A 19553-nucleotide genomic window follows, 5' to 3' on the forward strand; every position below is an offset into this window, starting at 1 on the left:
CATGGCATTATTGCAAATCGCTGAGCCGGGGCAAAGCGCGGCACCACATGAACACAAACTCGCTGTGGGAATTGATTTAGGCACCACCAACTCGCTTGTTGCCACGGTGCAAAGCGGTGAGGCAAAAACCTTAGCTAATGAGCAAGGTGAGGCTATTTTACCCTCTGTTGTGCGTTATTTAGAGCAAGACGTGGTCGTCGGCACTGACGCGCAGCAGCACGCTGCAGATGACCCTCATAATACGCTGATCTCGGTTAAACGCTTTTTAGGTAAAACCCAAGCGGAAATCGAGGCCAGTTACGGCCAGCTGCCGTATCAGTTCACTGATACCAATAACAGTCTGCACATTCACACTCGTCAAGGCGACGTTAGCCCAGTACAAGCTTCCAGTGAGATTCTCAAAGCATTGCGTAACCGCGCCGAGCAAAGCTTCGGCGGTGAGGACATCACCGGGGCGGTGATCACCGTGCCTGCCTATTTTGATGATGCCCAGCGCCAAAGCACCAAAGATGCGGCCCAATTAGCAGGGCTAAAAGTGTTGCGCTTACTGAATGAACCAACCGCAGCAGCGGTGGCATACGGTTTAGATTCGGGCCAAGAAGGGGTGATTGCCGTTTATGATCTCGGTGGCGGTACCTTTGATATCTCTATTTTGCGCTTGAACAAAGGCGTGTTTGAAGTGCTGGCAACCGGTGGCGATTCCGCTCTGGGCGGCGATGACTTTGATTCCTTGTTGGTGGATTACTTTAAACAGCAAACCGGCGTTGCGCAATTAACGGCCAATACCTTACGGTTATTTATCAATAAAGCCAAAGCCTGTAAGGAAGCACTGACAAGCTATGGCAAAGTGAATGTGGTATTGGAATTTGATGGTCAATCTCACACCGTCACCGTGACCCGCGAACAGTTTGCCGAACTGGCACAGCCGCTGGTTAAGAAAACCTTACGCAGCTGTCGCCGGGCGTTAAAAGATGCCCAGATCAGCAATGAAGAAGTGCTCGAAGTGGTGATGGTCGGTGGCTCGACTCGAATGCCAGTGGTGCGTGAACAAGTGGCCGAGTTTTTTGCCAAACAGCCATTAACCAGCATTGACCCAGATCGTGTTGTTGCCGTCGGCGCCGCGATTCAAGCCGATATTTTAGTCGGTAATAAGCCTGACTCTGATATGTTATTGCTTGATGTGTTGCCGCTGTCTTTAGGGTTAGAAACCATGGGTGGCTTGGTGGAGAAAATCATTCCCCGCAATACCACAATTCCGGTTGCACGGGCGCAAGAGTTCACCACTTTTAAAGATGGGCAAACAGCCATGTCGTTGCATGTTTTGCAGGGCGAGCGAGAGCTAGTTGACGATTGTCGCTCTCTGGCGAAATTTAGCTTAAAAGGGATCCCGCCCATGGCCGCTGGTGCAGCGCACATTCGGGTTACCTTTAATGTTGATGCTGATGGCCTACTCAGTGTGACGGCGATGGAAAAATCCACCGGTGTGCAAGCAGAGATTCAGGTAAAACCTTCTTATGGTCTATCTGATGACCAAGTTGCCGAGATGCTTACATCGTCAATGAGCAACGCTAAAGAGGACATGCAAGCGCGTATGCTTAAAGAGCAGCAAGTAGAGGCGCTACGGGTTGTAGAGGCACTAGAAGCTTCATTGGCAACCGACAGTCACTTGCTTGATGAGCAAGAGTTGAATGCGCTGCGAGCAGCCATGGCGGAGCTCACGGAAATTAGCAGTCAGGCCAATGAGCCACAGCAAATTAAACAAGCAATTGAGAAAGTTGATGCGGCCAGCAGCGAGTTTGCTGCGCGTCGTATGGATGCATCCATTAAAAAGGCTCTTACGGGCCAGTCAGTAGACGAGGTATAAGCAATGCCACAAATTATCTTTTTACCCCATGATGAATTGTGCCCCGATGGCGCGGCTTTAGAGGCAAAAGAGGGCGAAACAGTCCTTGATGTGGCACTGAAAAATGGCATCAGTATTCCCCATGCTTGCGAAAAATCTTGTGCCTGCACTACATGTCACGTGGTGATCCGCGAAGGGTTTGATTCTTTAGAAGAAAGTGATGAACTTGAAGATGACATGCTTGATAAAGCTTGGGGACTTGAGGCCGAATCACGCCTTGGGTGCCAAGCCAAAATTCATGACGAGGACTTAGTGGTTGAAATTCCCAAATACAACCTCAACATCGTTAATGAAGAGCATTAATTTGGTTCGAACTTAATTTATGCAAAAAGCCGCTGTAATTTATCTTCAGCGGCTTTTTTGTTTTGGAGGCGCGTTATGGATTCAGCTTGGATATTTCAACACTCATTTATTGATGGGCAATGGCTAAAAGGAGAGGGGGAGTTTGCCGTAACTAACCCCGCCGATGGGAGCGAGATAGTGCGTGCCTCAAGGGTGAGCCCTTCTCAGGTAGAGCAGGCAATAACGAGTGCACAACGTGCTTTTAAAGATCTTAAAACAACCACTGCTGAGCAGCGCAGCGAAGTACTCTACCGTTGGTATGAGTTGATTATGAAGCATCAACACAGCCTTGCTGAGCTGATGACGCTGGAGCAGGGTAAGCCGTTAGCCGAATCGCAAGGTGAGGTCGCGTATGGTGCCGGGTTTGTAAAATGGTTTGCTGAGCAAGCCAAGCGTAGCTATGGTGAAATTATTCCAGCTAGCAAGCCTGAACATCGCATTAGTGTTGTCAAGCAAGGCGTTGGTGTAGTTGCTGGCATTACCCCGTGGAACTTTCCCATTGCCATGATCACTCGTAAGGTTGCACCTGCTTATGCGGCGGGCTGTAGCTTTGTGCTTAAACCCTCAGAACACACACCATTGTGTGCGTTAGCTCTGGCTCACTTGGCACATCAAGCGGGGTTCACTCGGGGCGCCTTTAATGTTCTGCTTAGTGATGATGCTAAAGCGGTTGGGGAACAACTTACGGCCAGCGAAACGGTGCGTAAATTCACCTTTACTGGTTCAACCCAGGTCGGCAGCCAGCTGCTAAAACAATGTGCGAGTACCATTAAGCGCACCTCTATGGAGCTGGGAGGCAACGCGCCTTTATTGGTGTTCGCCAGTGCCGACTTAGATAAGGCGGCTGATGGCATCATTGCCAGTAAGTTTCGCAATGCTGGGCAGACCTGCGTGTGCGTTAACCGAGTATTAGCTGACGAGCGCATTGCCGACAAGTTGCTTGCCAAGTTACAGCAGCGAGTGGCCAAATTAAAGGTGGGGCCAGGCACCGAAGAGGGTGTTGATATTGGCCCGCTTATTTACCCACAAGCCAAAAATAAAGTGAATGAGCTTATCGACTCGGCGCTGCAAGAAGGCGCGACCTTAGTGGGCGAGCGCCAAAGTCTTGAAGGAAATTTTGTGGCGCCAGTGTTATTGAGTAATGTCACCAGTGAGATGCGTATCAGTTGTGAGGAAATTTTTGGCCCAGTGCTCACGGTTGCCACTTTTAAAGACGAGCAACAGGCACTACAACAGGCCAATGACACTCCCTACGGCTTAGCTGCGTATTTTTACAGTCAAGATGTAGCCCAGATACACCGGGTCGCAGAGGCGCTTGAATATGGCATGGTAGGTATCAATGAAGGACTCATTTCTAATCCTGTAGCACCCTTTGGCGGGGTGAAACAGTCTGGTCTTGGCCGTGAAGGGGGGCACCAAGGGTTAGAAGAGTACCTCGAAGAGAAGTATTTGTGTCTCAACCTTGATTAACAGCTTAAGTGGGGGCGCGTGCAAACGCGCCTCATCTGGATTCCCTCCCAACTATTTGCTCAACTCCCTCAGTTATCTGTACACTCTACCTTTTGTCGTAGTAATTGGACGAATATGAGTGCAGCAACGCTAAGTTTAGTTATTCTTGCTGGCGGCTTAGGGAGCCGTTTTGGTGGCGCCAAGCAGGTGGCGGTATTGCCGGGTTTGCAAAAGACCATAATGCAATTGAGTATTGAAGACGCTTATAGGGCGGGGGTGCGCCATGTAGTATTGGTCATTAACCAACAAGTGCGGGCGACGCTGTGCGAGCATATATTACCGCAATTACCAAAGGACATGAGTGTTGACTTGGTCGAGCAACATATCAGTGATGTACCAGCGGCTTATGCTCACTTAGTACATGAGCGCAATAAGCCTTGGGGAACAGGCCATGCTTTGCTATGTGCGAGAGACAAGGTGAGGGATAAAGCTATCGTGATCACCGCCGATGACTATTATGGTAAGCACGCCTATCAGCAAATGGTGGCACACTTTGAGCACAGTGAGCACTGGGCCTGTGTTGCTTACCCAGTGGCGAGTACCTGTAGTGAGCAGGGCGGCGTGAATCGGGGTATTTGTCAGCTTAACAGCCATAACCAACTTCAACGTGTTGATGAAGTGCTTAATATTCAAAACGTTGATGACGAGCTTGTCGGCTATAATGATAAGGATGAAAGGTTACAAATTGATTCAGGAGCGCTCGCGTCAATGACCTTTTGGGGTATAGGGCGAGCATTATTTGATGTGTTAGCGGATAATTTCGAGCGCTTTTTGGTGCGCACTGACAACGGTGTCAAAAAAGAGTATTATCTTCCCGATCAAATACAATATTGCATTGACCATCATTTGGCGACCGTTGATGTTTACCCTGCCACACAGCCCTGGCTCGGCATGACTTATAAAGATGAACTCGCTGTAATCGCAAAAAAAATAAAACAGCTCAAGGGATTAAGCAATGAGCGAAGCGGCACTCAAGATTGAACCTATGAATACAGACTCTCATGCGCAGTTATTGGCGCACCAGTTCGGCTTTGAGCCGACCCAGCTTAGTTTAAATCCCATTGGTAATGGTCACATTAATACCACCATGTTATTGAAACATGCTCACGGCGCGGTCGTGGTACAACGCCTCAATACCGATGTGTTTCCTAAGCCTGATAAGCTGGTCGCGAATGCCCGTAAAATCGAACAGCACTTGCTTAAGAAGCATCATAAACAACAATATCAGCTTGATATTATTAAACATGTAGCCACTACAGATCAGCGCTACCTACTCGATATCAACGGTGAGAAATGGCGTGCATTGGAGTTTATCGGTGGTAGTTACAGCGAGGAAGTGGTGCGCTCACCAAGCCAAGCGAGGGTCGCGGCTAATGCGTTCGGTCAATTTGCAGCAGCGCTTGAGGATTTCGACGCCGAGCAGCTTTATCCGGTGATTAAGGACTTTCATAACTTAGCAATGCGCTTGGACATGCTCGAGCAAGCGGTGCAAGCGGATAGCCAAGGGCGTGTAGCAAAGGTGGATGAGCAATTAGCCTTTTGCCAACAGCAAACCCATCTTGTGCACCAATTGGCAGAACTTGTGACCTGTGTTCCAGTGCGTCCATGTCATAACGACACCAAGATAAATAACATGCTCTTTAGCAACAAAACCGATCAGGCCAAGGCGGTCATTGACCTAGATACTTGTATGCCAGGTTATTGGTTATTTGATTTCGGTGATATGGTCCGTACCTTTTGCTCGCCTGAACCCGAAGACAGTACCGAGCTTAGTAATGTGCGGGTGCGTAAAGATATATTTGCCGCTATTGTTGAGGGTTATATTGAGCCATTAAAAGGGCTGATCACGGTACAGGAAAAACGCAGTTTTTGGCTCGGTGCGCAAGTGATGCCATTTATGATTGGTGTTCGCTTTTTAACTGATTATATTAATGGCGATAAGTACTTTGCCACTAAGTACCCCGAGCATAATTTGGACAGAGCAAACAATCAGTTTGCCTTGTACCGCGATCTCATCAATAACACCGACACTCTGAAAACACTGATCGACCACGCTTAGCTTTTTGCTGTTGTCGCGTTATCTCAGCTGACGACAGCTCCAACCAGCGCGTTATTCATCCTGTTCCTTTTGCCTAGCCAACCGCTTTGCGATAGCGTGCTAGTGACGCATTTACCAAGGAATAGATTATGAAGCAGTTTAATCGACGCGATTTCATTAAGGCCGCAGGCGCGGTTGCCGCTGGGGCGGCAACCGCCTCTTTGGCTGGCTGTGCCAGTTCACAACAAGCAGTGACGCCTGCACGCCAAGGCAGCTCAGTGATCGGTTTGGTGGCACCTAAAATGGAGGTTGTTCGGGTCGGCTTTATCGGCGTTGGTCAACGAGGCTACGGCCATGTAAAGCGTATGAGTGCCATTGCAGGCACCGAAATCAAAGCCATCTGCGATACCCACCAAGAAGTGCTGGAGCGCAGCGTCCAGTTCGTTGTTAATAACGGTCAACCCAAGCCCACTGCCTACGGCGATAGTGACTATGCTTATCGCGATATGCTCGCACGCGATGACATTGATATTGTTATTATTTCTACGCCCTGGCAATGGCATGCGCCGATGGCTATCGATACCATGACAAGCGGCAAGCACGCGTTTGTTGAAGTGCCACTGGCGTTGACTGTAGAAGAAATGTGGGAGCTGGTAGATACCGCTGAGCGCACGCAAATGAACTGTATGATGATGGAAAACGTCAATTACGGTCGCGATGAGCTTATGGTGTTAAATATGGTGCGCCAGGGCGTATTTGGTGAGTTACTCCATGGTGAAGCTGCGTACATTCATGAGCTGCGTTGGCAAATGAAAGAAATCACCCATAAGACCGGCTCTTGGCGTACTGCATGGCACACCAAACGTAATGGTAACTTGTATCCAACACATGGTTTAGGTCCGGTGTCGCAATACATGAATATCAATCGTGGCGATCGTTTCGATTACCTCACCTCTATGAGTTCCCCAGCATTAGGACGTGCTGCGTATGCACAGCGCGAATTTCCCCCCGAACACTCGCGTAATCAAATGGAATTCATAACTGGCGATATGAATACCACGCTGATAAAAACCGTTAAAGGGCGCAGTATTATGGTTCAGCACGATACCACCACTCCTCGCCCTTATAGTCGTCATAATCTTATCCAAGGAACTAACGGCGTGTTTGCCGGCTTCCCTAATCGCATCGCTCTGGAGCAAGGGGGCGACAAAAGCTTCCATGAGTGGGAGTACGACATGCAGCCATGGTATGACAAATACGATCATCCCTTATGGCAAAAAATGGGTGCGCAAGCAGAGCATAATGGTGGCCATGGTGGTATGGATTTCTTGATGTTTTGGCGCATGATCTACTGTCTGCGCAATGGTGAACCATTGGATCAAGATGTATACGATGGCGCCGCGTGGTCAGTGATCTCTCCCTTATCTGCGCAGTCGGTGGCTAATCGCAGTGAGTCCTTGAGTATTCCTGACTTTACTCGTGGTGCCTGGAAAAGCGCCACACCATTGGGGATTGTTGGCGCTTAACCCCTCTTTAAATTCGATAGCTTGATACTGAGCCTGTTGGGGTGAGTCTATCGAGCAATGGCTGTTTTTGGTTGCGGTGATAAGCAAGCTGATACAACAAAAGTGTCCGATTGCGGACGCATACGTGTCCACAGACGGACAGCTTAGCTACGAATAAAATGCGTGTTAAATATTTAAGTTATTGATAATTAAACATTTAAATTTTTGGCACGGACCTTGATATTCCTACAGTAAGCGCATCAAAAGATGCTTTAATTAAACTGAAAAAGGAATACAACTATGAAATTCGCACGTATCGCACTTATCACTACTGTAATGACATTGAGCTTTTCTACTCAAGCGGCCAGTCTAGCCGAAGAGGTGGAATTAGCCGTTAAACAAGCGGCTGAGCAAGCACTTGAAAACTTTGTACAAGCGCAACGTGAAGCACTGCGAGCGAGTGTCTCTAATTTGCTAGAGCATGCACTTGATGATGATGTGAATACCGCAGAGAAAAGCAATACATCTGCGCCTCGGTCGTAATTTATGTGTTGCCGTAGTGGGCAGTTTGTTCGGTTAAGCGTACATACTTATCGGCAAGCTGCTCCACACTCTCTTGATGTGCAGGGTCTGGTTTTATGCAATCAATAGGGCATACTTGCACGCAGGTTGGTTGATCATAGTGACCAACACACTCAGTGCATTTACTCGCCTCGATTTGATAGATTTCTTCGCCCATAAAAATAGCGCCATTAGGGCACTCGGGCTCACACATATCGCAGTTAATACACTTATCGTTGATTAATAAAGCCATCACGACTCCCCTTGTTTCAGCGCGGACGCGATAGTACAAAAAACGTGGTTCAAGCACAGCCTTTTAGTTATCGTTTTACTACTTTGCTTGATCTAAAACAAAGTGCGATAGCAGCGCATAATCCCTCCTTTTTGCACTTTTTTGGTGCGCTTACTCTTCGCTTATTTACTAACCTTATGAAAAGGCCGCCTTTTACAATTTGGCCTAAGTCCTGCAAATTACCTTCATAGTTACAATCGAACCTTGTGTGAGCACGGCATGGATATTGAAAAATTTATATCAGCGCAACAGTTGCAGTCGAGTTATAAATTGCAAATTCAGCACCACTTCATGCCGCTGGCGCAGCAGTTAGCAAATAATAAGCAACCTGGACAGGCGTTGTTTATCACCATAAATGGTGCACAAGGGTCGGGTAAAAGCACCTTAGCAGCGTTCTTGGCGCAAGCATTACAACAGCGCTTTGCTTTGCATACCTGCGCGTGCTCTATAGATGATTTCTACTTCCCAAGGGCTGTACGTGAACAGTTAGCGCAGTCAGTGCACCCGCTCTTTGCCACCCGAGGTGTGCCGGGCACCCATGATATTGCACTGCTCAATAAAGTGATCGCACGAATTCAAGACGGAGCTCGTGGTATCCGAGTGCCGCGATTCAATAAAGCCACCGATGACCGCGAGCCGTTAGTGAATTGGCCTTGCTTTGAGCGCCCCATCGATGTGTTTATTCTTGAAGGCTGGTGTGTTGGTGCGCAGCCACAAAGCCCGTGTGAGCTTAACGTCGCGGTTAATAGTCTAGAGCAGAACCAAGATCCAGATGGCCGCTGGCGGCGTTGTGTGAATTCCCGTTTGGCCAACGAGTATCAAGCGGTTTTCAACGCCGCTGATATTCGCATCATGTTGAAAGCGCCCAGCTTTGATACTGTGCAAGCGTGGCGTTGGCAGCAAGAGCAGCATCTTATTGCCCGCCATGGAGCCAGTGAGCACACTCTCGACGAGCAAGGAGTCAAATCCTTTATTAGCTATTTTGAGCGCTTAACCCGCCATTGTTTAGCTCACTTACCCGCGCACTGTGATGTAGTTTATCACCTTGATAACACACGACACATTTACCAATGCGATAATAAACTAGCCACTCAGGGGTCGGCATTTCCGGTGATCTTTACCGATTTGGATGGCACTTTATTAGATCATCACAGCTATCAGTGTGATGAGGCGAAGCCCTTACTCAATGCTTTGAATCAGGCGCAGGTGCCAGTGATCGTTAATTCCAGTAAAACAGCGGCGGAAATCCGTGCGCTGTGCCAGGTTTTACACCTTGACTTGCCCTTTATTTGCGAAAATGGCGCCGCTCTGTATGTGCCCAAAGGGCACTTTATTACACCACCTAAAGCTGCTCAGCAGTGCGATAACTACTGGATCATGCCCTTTGCCCCGCCTTTAGGGACATTGCAACAGTGCATATCTGCTTTGGCAGAGCAATTCGGTGACAGCTTTCGTTCTTTTAGTCAATTATCGTCTAAGCGCTTAAGTGCCTTAACTGGCCTCACTGGCGAGGCATTAACACAAGCGCAAACACGCCATTACAGCGATCCGCTTTACTGGCAAGGTAGTGACGAGGTGTTACACCAATTCACGCTGGCGGCGCAGAAATTAGGATGTGAAGTGTTGCGCGGTGGGCGCTTTGTGCACCTGAGTCTGGGAGTGAACAAGGGCAAAGCGCTGCACTATGTGATGCAAATGCTGGCACCGCAATATAGTTGCCCACTGCACAGCATCGCCCTGGGCGACAGCCATAATGATGTGGCAATGCTAGAGGCGGCAGACACTGCGATAGTTATTGCGAACAGCGAAAACACAGCCCCGATTTTAAAAAAACGCAGCGCGTTATTCAGTGTTCATGCCGGGCCGCGAGGTTGGCAGGAAACGCTCAGTAGTTTAGCGCTGATCAAAGAGCAACTAGCAGCAGATGAGGTGCGTAACCATGGCTGATTTTCATCAAAATGGCATTGTCACAACACTCCACAATATTTCTCAGCGTTCGGTCGCTGAACTTGAAGGGGAGTTGGTGCAATTTGCCCAAGAACGGCCCATGGGTCTTATTCTGCCATCGCTTTTTTCCGAACTCGAAGGCCCCGCGTTAGGAAACATAGTGAATCACCTGCAGCAAGTGCCTTATCTCGATGAAGTCATCATAGGCCTGGACCGAGCAGACGAGCAACAGTACCGTCATGCGCTGACATTCTTCGATAAATTGCCGCAAAAACACCGGGTACTATGGAATGATGGCCCGCGTTTACGTGCCTTGGATAGTGAGCTACAGGCCCTTGGTGTGGCCCCTAAGGAGTTAGGGAAGGGGCGTAATGTGTGGTATTGCATGGGCTATACCCTTGCTGCATCAAAAGTTGAATCTATCGCTTTGCATGATTGCGACATTCTCACCTATGACCGTGCACTGCTGGCTCGGCTTATCTATCCTGTGGCCCACCCACGCTTTAACTATGAGTTCTGTAAGGGCTTTTATGCCCGTACTGCGGCAGGAAAAATCAATGGTCGAGTTTCGCGTTTATTGGTGACGCCACTGCTGCGCTCATTCAAAACGGTTTTAGGTAGCACCGATTACCTCGAGTACATGGACTCATTTCGCTACCCCTTAGCGGGGGAATTTTCGTTTCGCCGCGATGTGCTCAATGATATTCGTATCCCCAGTGATTGGGGCTTAGAGATTGGTGTGCTGTCGGAGATGTACCGCAACTACGCTCATAACCGTTTATGCCAAGTCGATATTGCCCAAACCTATGACCACAAACACCAAGATCTTTCCTTGGAGGATAGAAACGCTGGACTATCAAAAATGTCGGTGGATATTACCAAAGCGCTATTTCGCAAGCTTGCCACCCAAGGCGAAACCTTTACTACCGAAACCATTCGCTCACTGAAAGCAACTTACTACCGCATTGCCTTGGATTTTGTCGAAACCTATCATAATGATGCGCTTATGAATGGTTTAAGCCTCGATATTCACCAAGAAGAAAAGGCGGTGGAAATGTTCGCGCAAAATATTATGCATGCCGGGCAACATTTTTTAGAGCACCCGATGGAAGCGCCTTTCGTACCTAGCTGGAACCGCGTAGTGTCGGCAATGCCTGACGTGTTTGCCCGATTACGTGAAGCGGTTGAGCTTGATAATCAGCAGTTCAGCGCACACATACGCAAGGCGGGGTAGTATGACTTCTCGCCAGCGTCAGTTTGAGCAACGTGTCACCCACCATTTAGCGATCATTTACGCCGGTATTCTTGATGATGCGCAATGTCAGGAGCTCGCGGCACAGTTGCTAGAATCGATGCTTCAAGGTGATGTGGTTCGCCAGCCCACACCACATAAAAGTCGCTGGGATGAACGGGATGCGGTGTTGATTTGTTATGGCGACTCGGTGAATAAAACTCAGGCTCATGAACCCCATACGCTGCCCACTGAACCGCCTTTGTATACACTGAAACAATTTCTCGATACCTACACCGAAGGCGCCATTAACTCGGTGCATATTTTGCCGTTTTACCCTTACTCGTCAGACGAGGGATTTGCGGTGATGAATTACGTGCAAGTCAATGAGGCCCTTGGCAGTTGGCAGCATATAAACGATATCAGTAAAGATTACCGGCTGATGGCCGATTTAGTGATCAATCATTGTTCCAGTAAGAGCCTGTGGTTTAGTAACTTTATTGCTAACGTTGCCCCCGGAAAGGGCTACTTTAAAACGGCCAATATCAGAGACAATCTAGAGGGTGTGGTGCGTCCACGCACATCTGAGCTACTCAACAAGGTGCGTACGGCAGCGGGTGAGCAACATGTGTGGTGCACTTTTAGTCATGATCAAGTGGACTTTGACTTCGCTAACCCGCAGGTGTTGCGAGAGTTTGTGGCGATTATCCGCTTTTATCTCGACAACGGGGTACGTTTATTTCGCCTCGATGCGGTGGCCTTTTTGTGGAAAGTCCCCGGAACTTCCTGCATTAACTTGCCGCAAACACATGAAGTGGTGCGTCTGCTTCGCACTTTGATAGAACATGTGCAGCCACAGGCCATTATCATTACTGAAACCAATATTCCCAATGAGCAAAACCTCTCCTATTTTGGTAATGCCAATGAAGCGCATTGTATTTATAACTTCTCTTTACCTCCTTTGTTATTACACACCTTGACTACCGGTGACTGCACAGCACTGAAAAAGTGGATGATGCGCATGCCCCCCGCCCAAGATGGTACGGCCTATTTTAACTTTATAGCCTCCCATGACGGCATTGGCTTGCGCCCAGCAGAGGGCCTGTTAGATACCGTGCAAATTAATGCTCTGGTGGCCTGTATGCAGCGCTTTGGTGCCAAGGTGAGTTGGCGCACACAAAATGACGGTACGTTAGCGCCTTATGAAATCAACATCGCGTTGTTTGATGCCTTACAGGGAGCGCAGCAGGGGCCAGATAACTTTGCTGTGGCGCGATTTCTATGTGCTCATGCCATTATGTTGGCACTGGAGGGAATTCCCGGTGTGTATATTCACTCGCTCACGGGGACCGAAAACGACTATGAGCGTTTTAATAATACCCAGCATAATCGTGCCATTAATCGCCATCGTTGGCACTGGCATGACTTAGAGGCCAAATTGGCCGATCCACATAGCCATCACCAAAAGGTGCATCGTGGTATGTTGAATTTGCTTAAGATACGCGGGAAGCAAAAAGCCTTTCACCCCAATGCAACGCAGTTTACTTTGCACCTTGGCCAAGAAATTTTCGGCTTTTGGCGGCAAAGCGCCGACCGCCAACAAAGTATTTTTTGTCTGTTTAACATTAGCAACCAGCCACAAACCTTGTCACTGGAAGATTTAAACTTGGTGAACACCCAGCCGTGGTGCGATTTGCTCAGTGACATTGTCTATAAAGACATGAGCACATGCCTGAGCATGCGCCCTTATCAAGCTATATGGCTTACGAACACGACGACTTAAATGGGTTGCGTGTATCTTGACCACTTTCTAAATTACGCATCAAAATGGCGTGTTCAAGATTGATATCCTCGGGGATGGGAATACGCACTTGATGGCCAGAGCCTTTCGCATCGCTAATACGCTCGCCCTTAGTGTTTTCCATGTGCTGTAAGTTAAAATGCACGTTGCCTTTAGGTGTCATTAACTCCAATGAGTGGCCGGTACAAAATTTATTTTTAACGTCTATTTCCGCCAAGCCATTTGCGGTTCGACCAAGCACCTCACCAACGAACTGCTGTGAATCAGAAATAGAGTGGCCATAGTCATAATTTTGATACTCTTGGTGCGCATGGCGTTTTAAAAAGCCTTCGGTATAGCCTCGGTGGGCGAGATGCTCGAGACTGCGCAGTAAGTTGGCATCGAATGGCTTGCCAGCGACGGCATCATCTATGGCTTGGCGGTACACCTGAGCCGTGCGTGCAACGTAATAGAACGACTTAGTACGGCCTTCTATTTTAAGACTATGAACGCCCATACGTGTCAGCGCATCCACATACTGCACGGCGCGCAGGTCTTTGGAGTTCATGATGTAGGTGCCGTGTTCATCCTCAAATGCTGGCATATACTCCCCCGGGCGGCCTTGCTCTTCAAGCATAAATACCTCATTGGTAGGCGCACCCAACCCAAGTGTTGGGTCCACCTTATGTACCACATCACCGGTCGGCGTTTCGGTGGCCGGTTGCACATCGTAGCTCCAGCGACAGGCATTCGTGCAGGTACCTTGGTTGGGGTCGCGTTTGTTGATGTAGCCACTGAGTAAGCAGCGCCCGGAATACGCCATGCATAACGCGCCATGGACAAACACTTCTAATTCGGTGTTAGGACACAGTTCGCGGATCTCTGCAATCTCTTGCAGTGATAACTCACGCGATAGAATCACCCGCTCAACCCCCTGTTTGGCCCAAAACAGCACGCTGGCATAATTCACGGCGTTGGCTTGAACACTCAAGTGAATGGGCATATCAGGCCATTTTTCTCTCACCAACATAATAAGCCCCGGGTCAGACATGATCAGGGCATCGGGCTTCATGGCGATAACCGGCTCTATATCGCGCAAATAGGTTTTTATTTTGGCGTTGTGCGGCGCAATATTAGAAACCACATAAAGTTTTTTATTTTGCTGGTGGGCTTCATTTATACCAAGCTCGAGGTTAGCGAGGTTAAACTCGTTGTTTCGAACGCGCAAACTATAGCGAGGCTGTCCCGCATAGACGGCATCCGCGCCATAAGCAAAGGCGTAGCGCATATTTTTTAAACTACCCGCAGGGCTGAGCAGCTCTGGTGAAAATACAGACATAATGATTCCTTAACTGAGTCCAGGTCAGTGAAAAAATAGCTCGGCAGTGTAGCGGTGAGGGCGCTAGGATGGTTTGATATGGATCAGCTTTTGCTATTGCGTCAGCCCACTAAGCACAGTAGGGCGGTAGAGCACATCATCACCGAAACGGGATTGTCATCGCCCTGACTTGTTTATTCACTAAGCTCACGGGCGTAACAATGTAGTAGGATTTTCACGCTAAAGCGCGTATAATTCGCGCCCGGTAAAGTTTAACACTTAAAATTTAACGTTATTTGGAGCAAAACATGGCTTTAGAGCGCACTTTCTCTATCGTTAAGCCTGATGCGGTAGCTAAAAACCACATCGGTGCAATCTACAACCGTTTCGAAACTGCAGGTCTTAAGATCGTTGCATCAAAAATGGTTCACCTATCACAAGAGCAAGCTGAAGGCTTCTACGCTGAACACAAAGAGCGTCCTTTCTTCGGTGCCCTTGTTTCTTTCATGACTTCTGGCCCAGTAATGGTGCAAGTTCTTGAAGGTGAAGATGCAATCCGTAAAAACCGCGAAATCATGGGTGCGACTAACCCTGCGGAAGCGGCTGCTGGCACACTACGTGCTGACTACGCAGAAAGCATCGACGAAAACGCAGTACACGGTTCTGACGCGCCAGAGTCTGCGGCTCGCGAAATCGCTTACTTCTTCGCTGAAGAAGAAATCTGTCCTCGTACTCGTTAATTTCGAGCTACGACAACAGTCGCGGGAAGGGCTTTCGGGCCCTTTTCTTGTCCTTGTAATTCCTTAGTTTATTGGCACTGCAGCCAGTGTGCTAAGGAATTGCTATAATGGTTAAATTGTGTACAATTTGCCACCTTCGTTTTATCCGTCACCTGATAGAGGTTTGTTCATGGCCACGACTGAGAAAAAAATCAATTTACTCGATTTTAATCGCCAAGGAATGCGCGAGTATTTCGCATCCATTGGTGAAAAGCCGTTCCGCGCCGATCAGGTGATGAAGTGGATTTACCATTTCGGCATCGACAATTTCGACGACATGACCAATCTCAATAAAAAACTCAAAGCGCGACTGAGTGCTGAGTGTGAGATTCGCGCCCCGGAAATTTCGGTAAAGCAGCCATCCAGCGATGGCACTATCAAATATGCCTTGCTACTCGATGGTGGCCAAGAGGTAGAAACTGTTTGGATCCCGGAAAAAGATCGCGCCACCTTGTGCGTATCGTCCCAAGTGGGTTGTGCATTGGAATGTACTTTCTGCTCGACCGCACAACAGGGCTTTAACCGTAACCTCAAGGTTTCTGAAATCATCGGTCAGGTATGGCGTGTGGCTCGTGACATTGGTCTGCACGGTGACAGCACCCGCCGTCCTATCACCAATGTGGTGATGATGGGCATGGGAGAGCCTCTGTTGAATTTGAAAAACGTGGTTCCGGCGATGGAATTGATGATGGATGATTGGGCGTTTGGTTTATCGAAGCGTCGCGTTACCTTGAGTACTTCAGGTGTGGTTCCAGCGCTTGATTTGTTAAAAGAGCAAATAGACGTGGCCTTGGCTATCTCCTTACACGCTCCGAATAACGAATTGCGTGATGAGCTAGTGCCGATTAATAAAAAGTACCCTATTGAAGAATTCTTAGCGGCGTGTCGCCGTTATATTGACGGTTCAAAAGCGAATAAAGACATCACCATTGAATATGTGATGCTGCAAGAAGTCAATGACAGCACCGATCATGCCCATGAATTAGTGAAAGTACTTAAAGGCACGCCATCGAAGGTTAACTTGATTCCTTTTAACCCTTTCCCTGGCAATGATTACGGGCGCTCAAGCAACAGTCGCATCGACCGCTTCTCTAAGGTACTGCAAGGGGCCGGTATTACCACCATAGTGCGTCGTACCCGAGGCGATGATATCGACGCCGCATGTGGTCAGCTGGTGGGCGATGTAGTTGATAGAACCAAACGTTTGGCCAAGAGAAAAGAGCGAGAAAAGAGCGCTATCGCTATAAATGTGGCTCAATAACAGAAAATATCGCCCTTTTGTTAAAAAATAGATGAAACAAAAGGGCTTTTCGGTAATATAGGTGCAATAACGGAATTAACGAGGCGACGCCATGCGCAAGCTTTTAGTGACCAGTGTCAGTTTACTCGCCTTAGGCGGGTGTGTAACCGAAAGCACCTATGTGGGCAGCGACCGGCCTGTAGTAGAAAAACGAATAAATAATGTCGACGCCGCGCGTACGCGCATCTCTTTAGCCCTCAACTATCTCTCGCAGGGCAACAGCACACAAGCTAAATATAACCTCGAACGCGCAGCTAAGTTTGCACCAGAGCTTCCTGAAGTACATTACTCGATGGCTTACTACTATCAACGAGTCGGTGAGCATCAGCGTGCCCAAGATGCTTACGAACGTGCGATTGAGCTCGAGCCTAATGATCCAAACACCTTGAATAATTATGGGGTGTTTTTATGTGATATTGGCGATTATGAAGGCGCGGTTGACAAGTTTATGTCAGCAATTGAAATTCCAAGCTATTTACGGGTTGCGGAAAGCTACGAAAACTTAGCTTTGTGCGCACTCGAATTTGATAAATTTGATGCCGCTGAGTCCTACCTTGAAGAAGCGTTGAATCACAGTTCTTTACGTGCATCCAGCCTTATTAATTTAGCTGCAGTGCACTATGCTAAAAGCGATTTTTATAAAGCACAGCAGGTGCTCCAGCGTTATGAGCGCACTGGACGAGTTTCATCGCGGTCATTGTTACTTGGTTATCTGATTCAGGATCGTATGGGTCATGTGGAAGATGCGCGTAAATTAGCAGAAACCATTGAGCTGACGTACCCGTCGTCGATTGAAGCGCGTATTGTTCGCGAGCAGCGCTATAGCGCCAGTGAGTTTGAACAGTTGCGAGAGCAGTATCGCAAACACCAACTTTCTGAGTTGCAAGGGGTGATGCAAGATGACCGCATCGTTGCCAAGCCAAAAATCAAGGTGATGAAGAAAAAGTCGAGCACTTCGACAACGCCTACCACAGCGCCGGTAGTCATCACTTCACCAGCGCAGCAACAGGCCGCAACCAGCAGTGCCGAGCAGACTCAAGAAATGGTCGACAGTGCTCATGAAAATAGCGACCTAGTTGCAAATGACGATGCAGCAACCACAAATGACAAGGTAGAAGCAGCAAATACTGAGGTGGATACAGCCGCAGAAGCTGTTAAAGCACAAACCCCAGATACTGAAGCGACTCAAACCGAACAAAGTGCTACCGAGCAGGTTAATGCAGACTCTCAGGACATTGCGATGGTCACGACCACCGATACCAGTGACGAGACAACGACCTCGAATCCAGAGCCGTCAGCTGCACAACCTGCAGCACAGCCGAGTGATGATAATAGCGATGGCGCGCAGAGCGCACCGCAACAGCCTGCTGAAGCGCTGCAAGCAAGCGCCGAAATTGATGAACAATCAACGTCATCGGCCGATTTGCCAGAGCATGACTCCGCTGTACAAGATGAGCCTGCAACCACAGCCGTCACCGATGAAGTCGACACGGTTGCTGAGCAACAAAATGCTGAAGTAGCGACCCAAAGCGAAGGGGCTGACAGTGCATCTGACGTAGTGGCCGAAAGCAATGACGGCGCCGAGCCGCCATCTTTATCCACCGATGAACAAGCAATGGCACAGGTGAGTGATGTCCCTGCACAAAGTGAGAGCGATGACACCACGCCCGTAGACAGTACGCAAGCGTCCGATGCACAGGCCCTCGCAAGTGAAGATGTGGTGGTACAGCAAAGTAATACTGAGCTCAGTGAAGGGGTCAGCGAGTTTATCGCTCAAGGCGCACAGGTCGATAGTGATGACCCACTGGCGCTGCCCTATCACGTAATGAAAAAAGGGGAGACCTTATTCAGTGTTTCAGCACGCTATAATATTCGCTTAAGCACTTTGCGTGAATGGAATAACCTTAAGAGCGCAGATCACGTGCTCAGTGGTAGTAAAATTTACTTAAAAGAGCCGAACATTTATCATACTGTGCAAGAAGGAGATACGCTGTTTAGTATCTCCACCCAGTATAACATTCTTCTGCAACGACTAATGGAATGGAATCAGCTAGATGAGGGCGCTCGCCTAGTACCCGGCGAGAAACTGTATTTAGTTGATCCTCAAAACTATTAAATATGAGCGAAAATAGTGAAATAACAGAGGAAAGTGCTCCATTAGAAATAGGGAAATATTTAGTACAAGCGAGGGAGCAACACAGGTTAAGCCAAGAACAAATGGCGAAAAGGCTGAACCTGACAGTGCAAAAGCTTGATGATTTAGAGCATGACCGCCTCGAAAAGCTCGGCCCGCCGATCTTTGTTAAAGGCTATGTGAAGGCTTACTGCAAAGTGGTAGGCCTAGATCATAAAGAATTGCTTGAGGGTTATGACCCACAAGATGACAGTGAACAAATCGCGGCCATGCAAAGCTTCTCGCGAAGAACTGAAAAAGAAGCCCATGACAGCCGCTTGATGCTGGTAAGCTATATTATCCTGGCTATCATCTTAGGCTCTTCCGCTATTTGGTGGTGGCAAAATAGTGATGACCCGCTGAGTTTGTCTACCCCAGAGTCCAGCACTGTGAGCTCGAACCCAATATCCAGTGAGGGGCCTGAAAGCGCTGAGCAACAGCCAGTGCAACCAGGTGGCGAATCCCAAGAACAAAGTCAACAAACACCTGCTCCCGAAGCACAGCAATCAGCGACGACGCTGAGCGCGCAAGAGCCAATCTCTAACACTGCGACAGAAGAGCGTGAAGAGACTGCTGATGCAGCACCTACAGCAAATACTGCAGTGCAAAGCGAGCCCTTAAAAAGTGGTCAGCAGCGTGTATATATGCGTTTTAGCGGTGAGTGCTGGGTGGCGGTAGAAGATGCTGATGGTAAACGCCTAGTTTACGATATAAAAAATGCAGGACAAGAGCTTGAACTCATTGGCAAAGCGCCTTTTGCTGTCACGCTTGGCAAACACGATGTTGTTGATATCGAATTAAATGGTGAAGCGGTTGATATTTCACAGTTTCCGAAAAACCGCCTCGCTAAATTTTCATTACCGTTAACAGAGTAA

At 48.5% G+C, this 19553-nt stretch carries 16 protein-coding genes; 14 read left to right on the forward strand and 2 right to left on the reverse strand.

What is annotated here, in order from left to right; translation table 11 throughout:
• The first annotated feature begins 1 nt into the window (after window position 1).
• The 7 genes from hscA to FIU82_RS02565 all read left to right on the forward strand — a co-directional run bounded on the left by hscA (window position 2) and on the right by FIU82_RS02565 (window position 7840).
• Complete coding sequence (gene hscA, locus FIU82_RS02535) at window positions 2–1864, forward strand: Fe-S protein assembly chaperone HscA (protein WP_152440247.1); 1863 nt, start codon at window positions 2–4, stop codon at window positions 1862–1864.
• A gap of 3 nt (window positions 1865–1867) precedes the next feature.
• Window positions 1868–2206, forward strand: coding sequence for an ISC system 2Fe-2S type ferredoxin (gene fdx, locus FIU82_RS02540; protein ID WP_022943778.1), 339 nt, complete (start codon window positions 1868–1870; stop codon window positions 2204–2206).
• Window positions 2207–2281: 75 nt separating this feature from the next.
• Window positions 2282–3715 carry an NAD-dependent succinate-semialdehyde dehydrogenase gene (locus tag FIU82_RS02545; protein WP_152440248.1) on the forward strand — a complete coding sequence of 478 codons (1434 nt, stop codon included), beginning with the start codon at window positions 2282–2284 and terminating at the stop codon, window positions 3713–3715.
• 114 nt (window positions 3716–3829) lie between these two features.
• Window positions 3830–4735: a sugar phosphate nucleotidyltransferase gene (locus FIU82_RS02550; protein ID WP_152440249.1), complete on the forward strand. Its 906-nt coding sequence runs from the start codon at window positions 3830–3832 to the stop codon at window positions 4733–4735.
• 4 nt (window positions 4736–4739) lie between these two features.
• Window positions 4740–5813 carry a phosphotransferase enzyme family protein gene (locus FIU82_RS02555; RefSeq protein ID WP_152441448.1) on the forward strand — a complete coding sequence of 358 codons (1074 nt, stop codon included), beginning with the start codon at window positions 4740–4742 and terminating at the stop codon, window positions 5811–5813.
• Between the two features lie 128 nt (window positions 5814–5941).
• Window positions 5942–7318, forward strand: a complete 1377-nt coding sequence (locus FIU82_RS02560) for a Gfo/Idh/MocA family protein (protein WP_152440250.1) — start codon at window positions 5942–5944, stop codon at window positions 7316–7318.
• 279 nt (window positions 7319–7597) lie between these two features.
• Window positions 7598–7840: a hypothetical protein gene (locus tag FIU82_RS02565; RefSeq protein WP_152440251.1), complete on the forward strand. Its 243-nt coding sequence runs from the start codon at window positions 7598–7600 to the stop codon at window positions 7838–7840.
• A 1-nt stretch (window position 7841) separates the two neighbouring features.
• Here FIU82_RS02565 and FIU82_RS02570 read toward each other — a convergent pair whose 3' ends face one another.
• Window positions 7842–8111, reverse strand: a complete 270-nt coding sequence (locus tag FIU82_RS02570; RefSeq protein ID WP_152440252.1) for a YfhL family 4Fe-4S dicluster ferredoxin — start codon at window positions 8109–8111, stop codon at window positions 7842–7844.
• A 258-nt stretch (window positions 8112–8369) separates the two neighbouring features.
• On the opposite strand from FIU82_RS02570, the gene FIU82_RS02575 reads away from it, so the two are divergent.
• The 3 genes from FIU82_RS02575 to FIU82_RS02585 are packed head-to-tail and all read left to right on the forward strand — an operon-like array spanning window position 8370 to window position 13111.
• Window positions 8370–10097, forward strand: coding sequence for an HAD-IIB family hydrolase (locus tag FIU82_RS02575; protein ID WP_152440253.1), 1728 nt, complete (start codon window positions 8370–8372; stop codon window positions 10095–10097).
• Window positions 10090–11331, forward strand: coding sequence for a glycosyl transferase (locus FIU82_RS02580; protein ID WP_045979698.1), 1242 nt, complete (start codon window positions 10090–10092; stop codon window positions 11329–11331). Before FIU82_RS02575 ends, FIU82_RS02580 begins: the two co-directional genes overlap by 8 nt.
• Before the next feature lies 1 nt (window position 11332).
• Window positions 11333–13111, forward strand: a complete 1779-nt coding sequence (locus FIU82_RS02585) for a sugar phosphorylase (RefSeq protein WP_152440254.1) — start codon at window positions 11333–11335, stop codon at window positions 13109–13111.
• On the opposite strand, the gene yegQ is transcribed toward FIU82_RS02585, so the two are convergent.
• Window positions 13092–14447: a tRNA 5-hydroxyuridine modification protein YegQ gene (gene yegQ, locus FIU82_RS02590; protein WP_045979696.1), complete on the reverse strand. Its 1356-nt coding sequence runs from the start codon at window positions 14445–14447 to the stop codon at window positions 13092–13094. The two genes, FIU82_RS02585 and yegQ, sit on opposite strands and share 20 nt — an antisense overlap.
• Window positions 14448–14734: 287 nt before the next feature.
• Between yegQ and ndk the strand changes: the two genes are divergently transcribed.
• The 4 genes from ndk to FIU82_RS02610 all read left to right on the forward strand — a co-directional run bounded on the left by ndk (window position 14735) and on the right by FIU82_RS02610 (window position 19553).
• Complete coding sequence (gene ndk / locus FIU82_RS02595; RefSeq protein WP_130148693.1) at window positions 14735–15166, forward strand: nucleoside-diphosphate kinase; 432 nt, start codon at window positions 14735–14737, stop codon at window positions 15164–15166.
• Window positions 15167–15335: 169 nt separating this feature from the next.
• Window positions 15336–16466, forward strand: coding sequence for a bifunctional tRNA (adenosine(37)-C2)-methyltransferase TrmG/ribosomal RNA large subunit methyltransferase RlmN (locus tag FIU82_RS02600; protein WP_022943790.1), 1131 nt, complete (start codon window positions 15336–15338; stop codon window positions 16464–16466).
• Window positions 16467–16557: 91 nt separating this feature from the next.
• Window positions 16558–18621: a type IV pilus biogenesis/stability protein PilW gene (gene pilW, locus FIU82_RS02605; protein WP_152440255.1), complete on the forward strand. Its 2064-nt coding sequence runs from the start codon at window positions 16558–16560 to the stop codon at window positions 18619–18621.
• A 2-nt stretch (window positions 18622–18623) separates the two neighbouring features.
• Complete coding sequence (locus FIU82_RS02610; RefSeq protein ID WP_152440256.1) at window positions 18624–19553, forward strand: RodZ domain-containing protein; 930 nt, start codon at window positions 18624–18626, stop codon at window positions 19551–19553.

Source organism: Pseudoalteromonas sp. THAF3 (genome assembly GCF_009363775.1).
GTDB lineage: Bacteria > Pseudomonadota > Gammaproteobacteria > Enterobacterales > Alteromonadaceae > Pseudoalteromonas > Pseudoalteromonas ruthenica.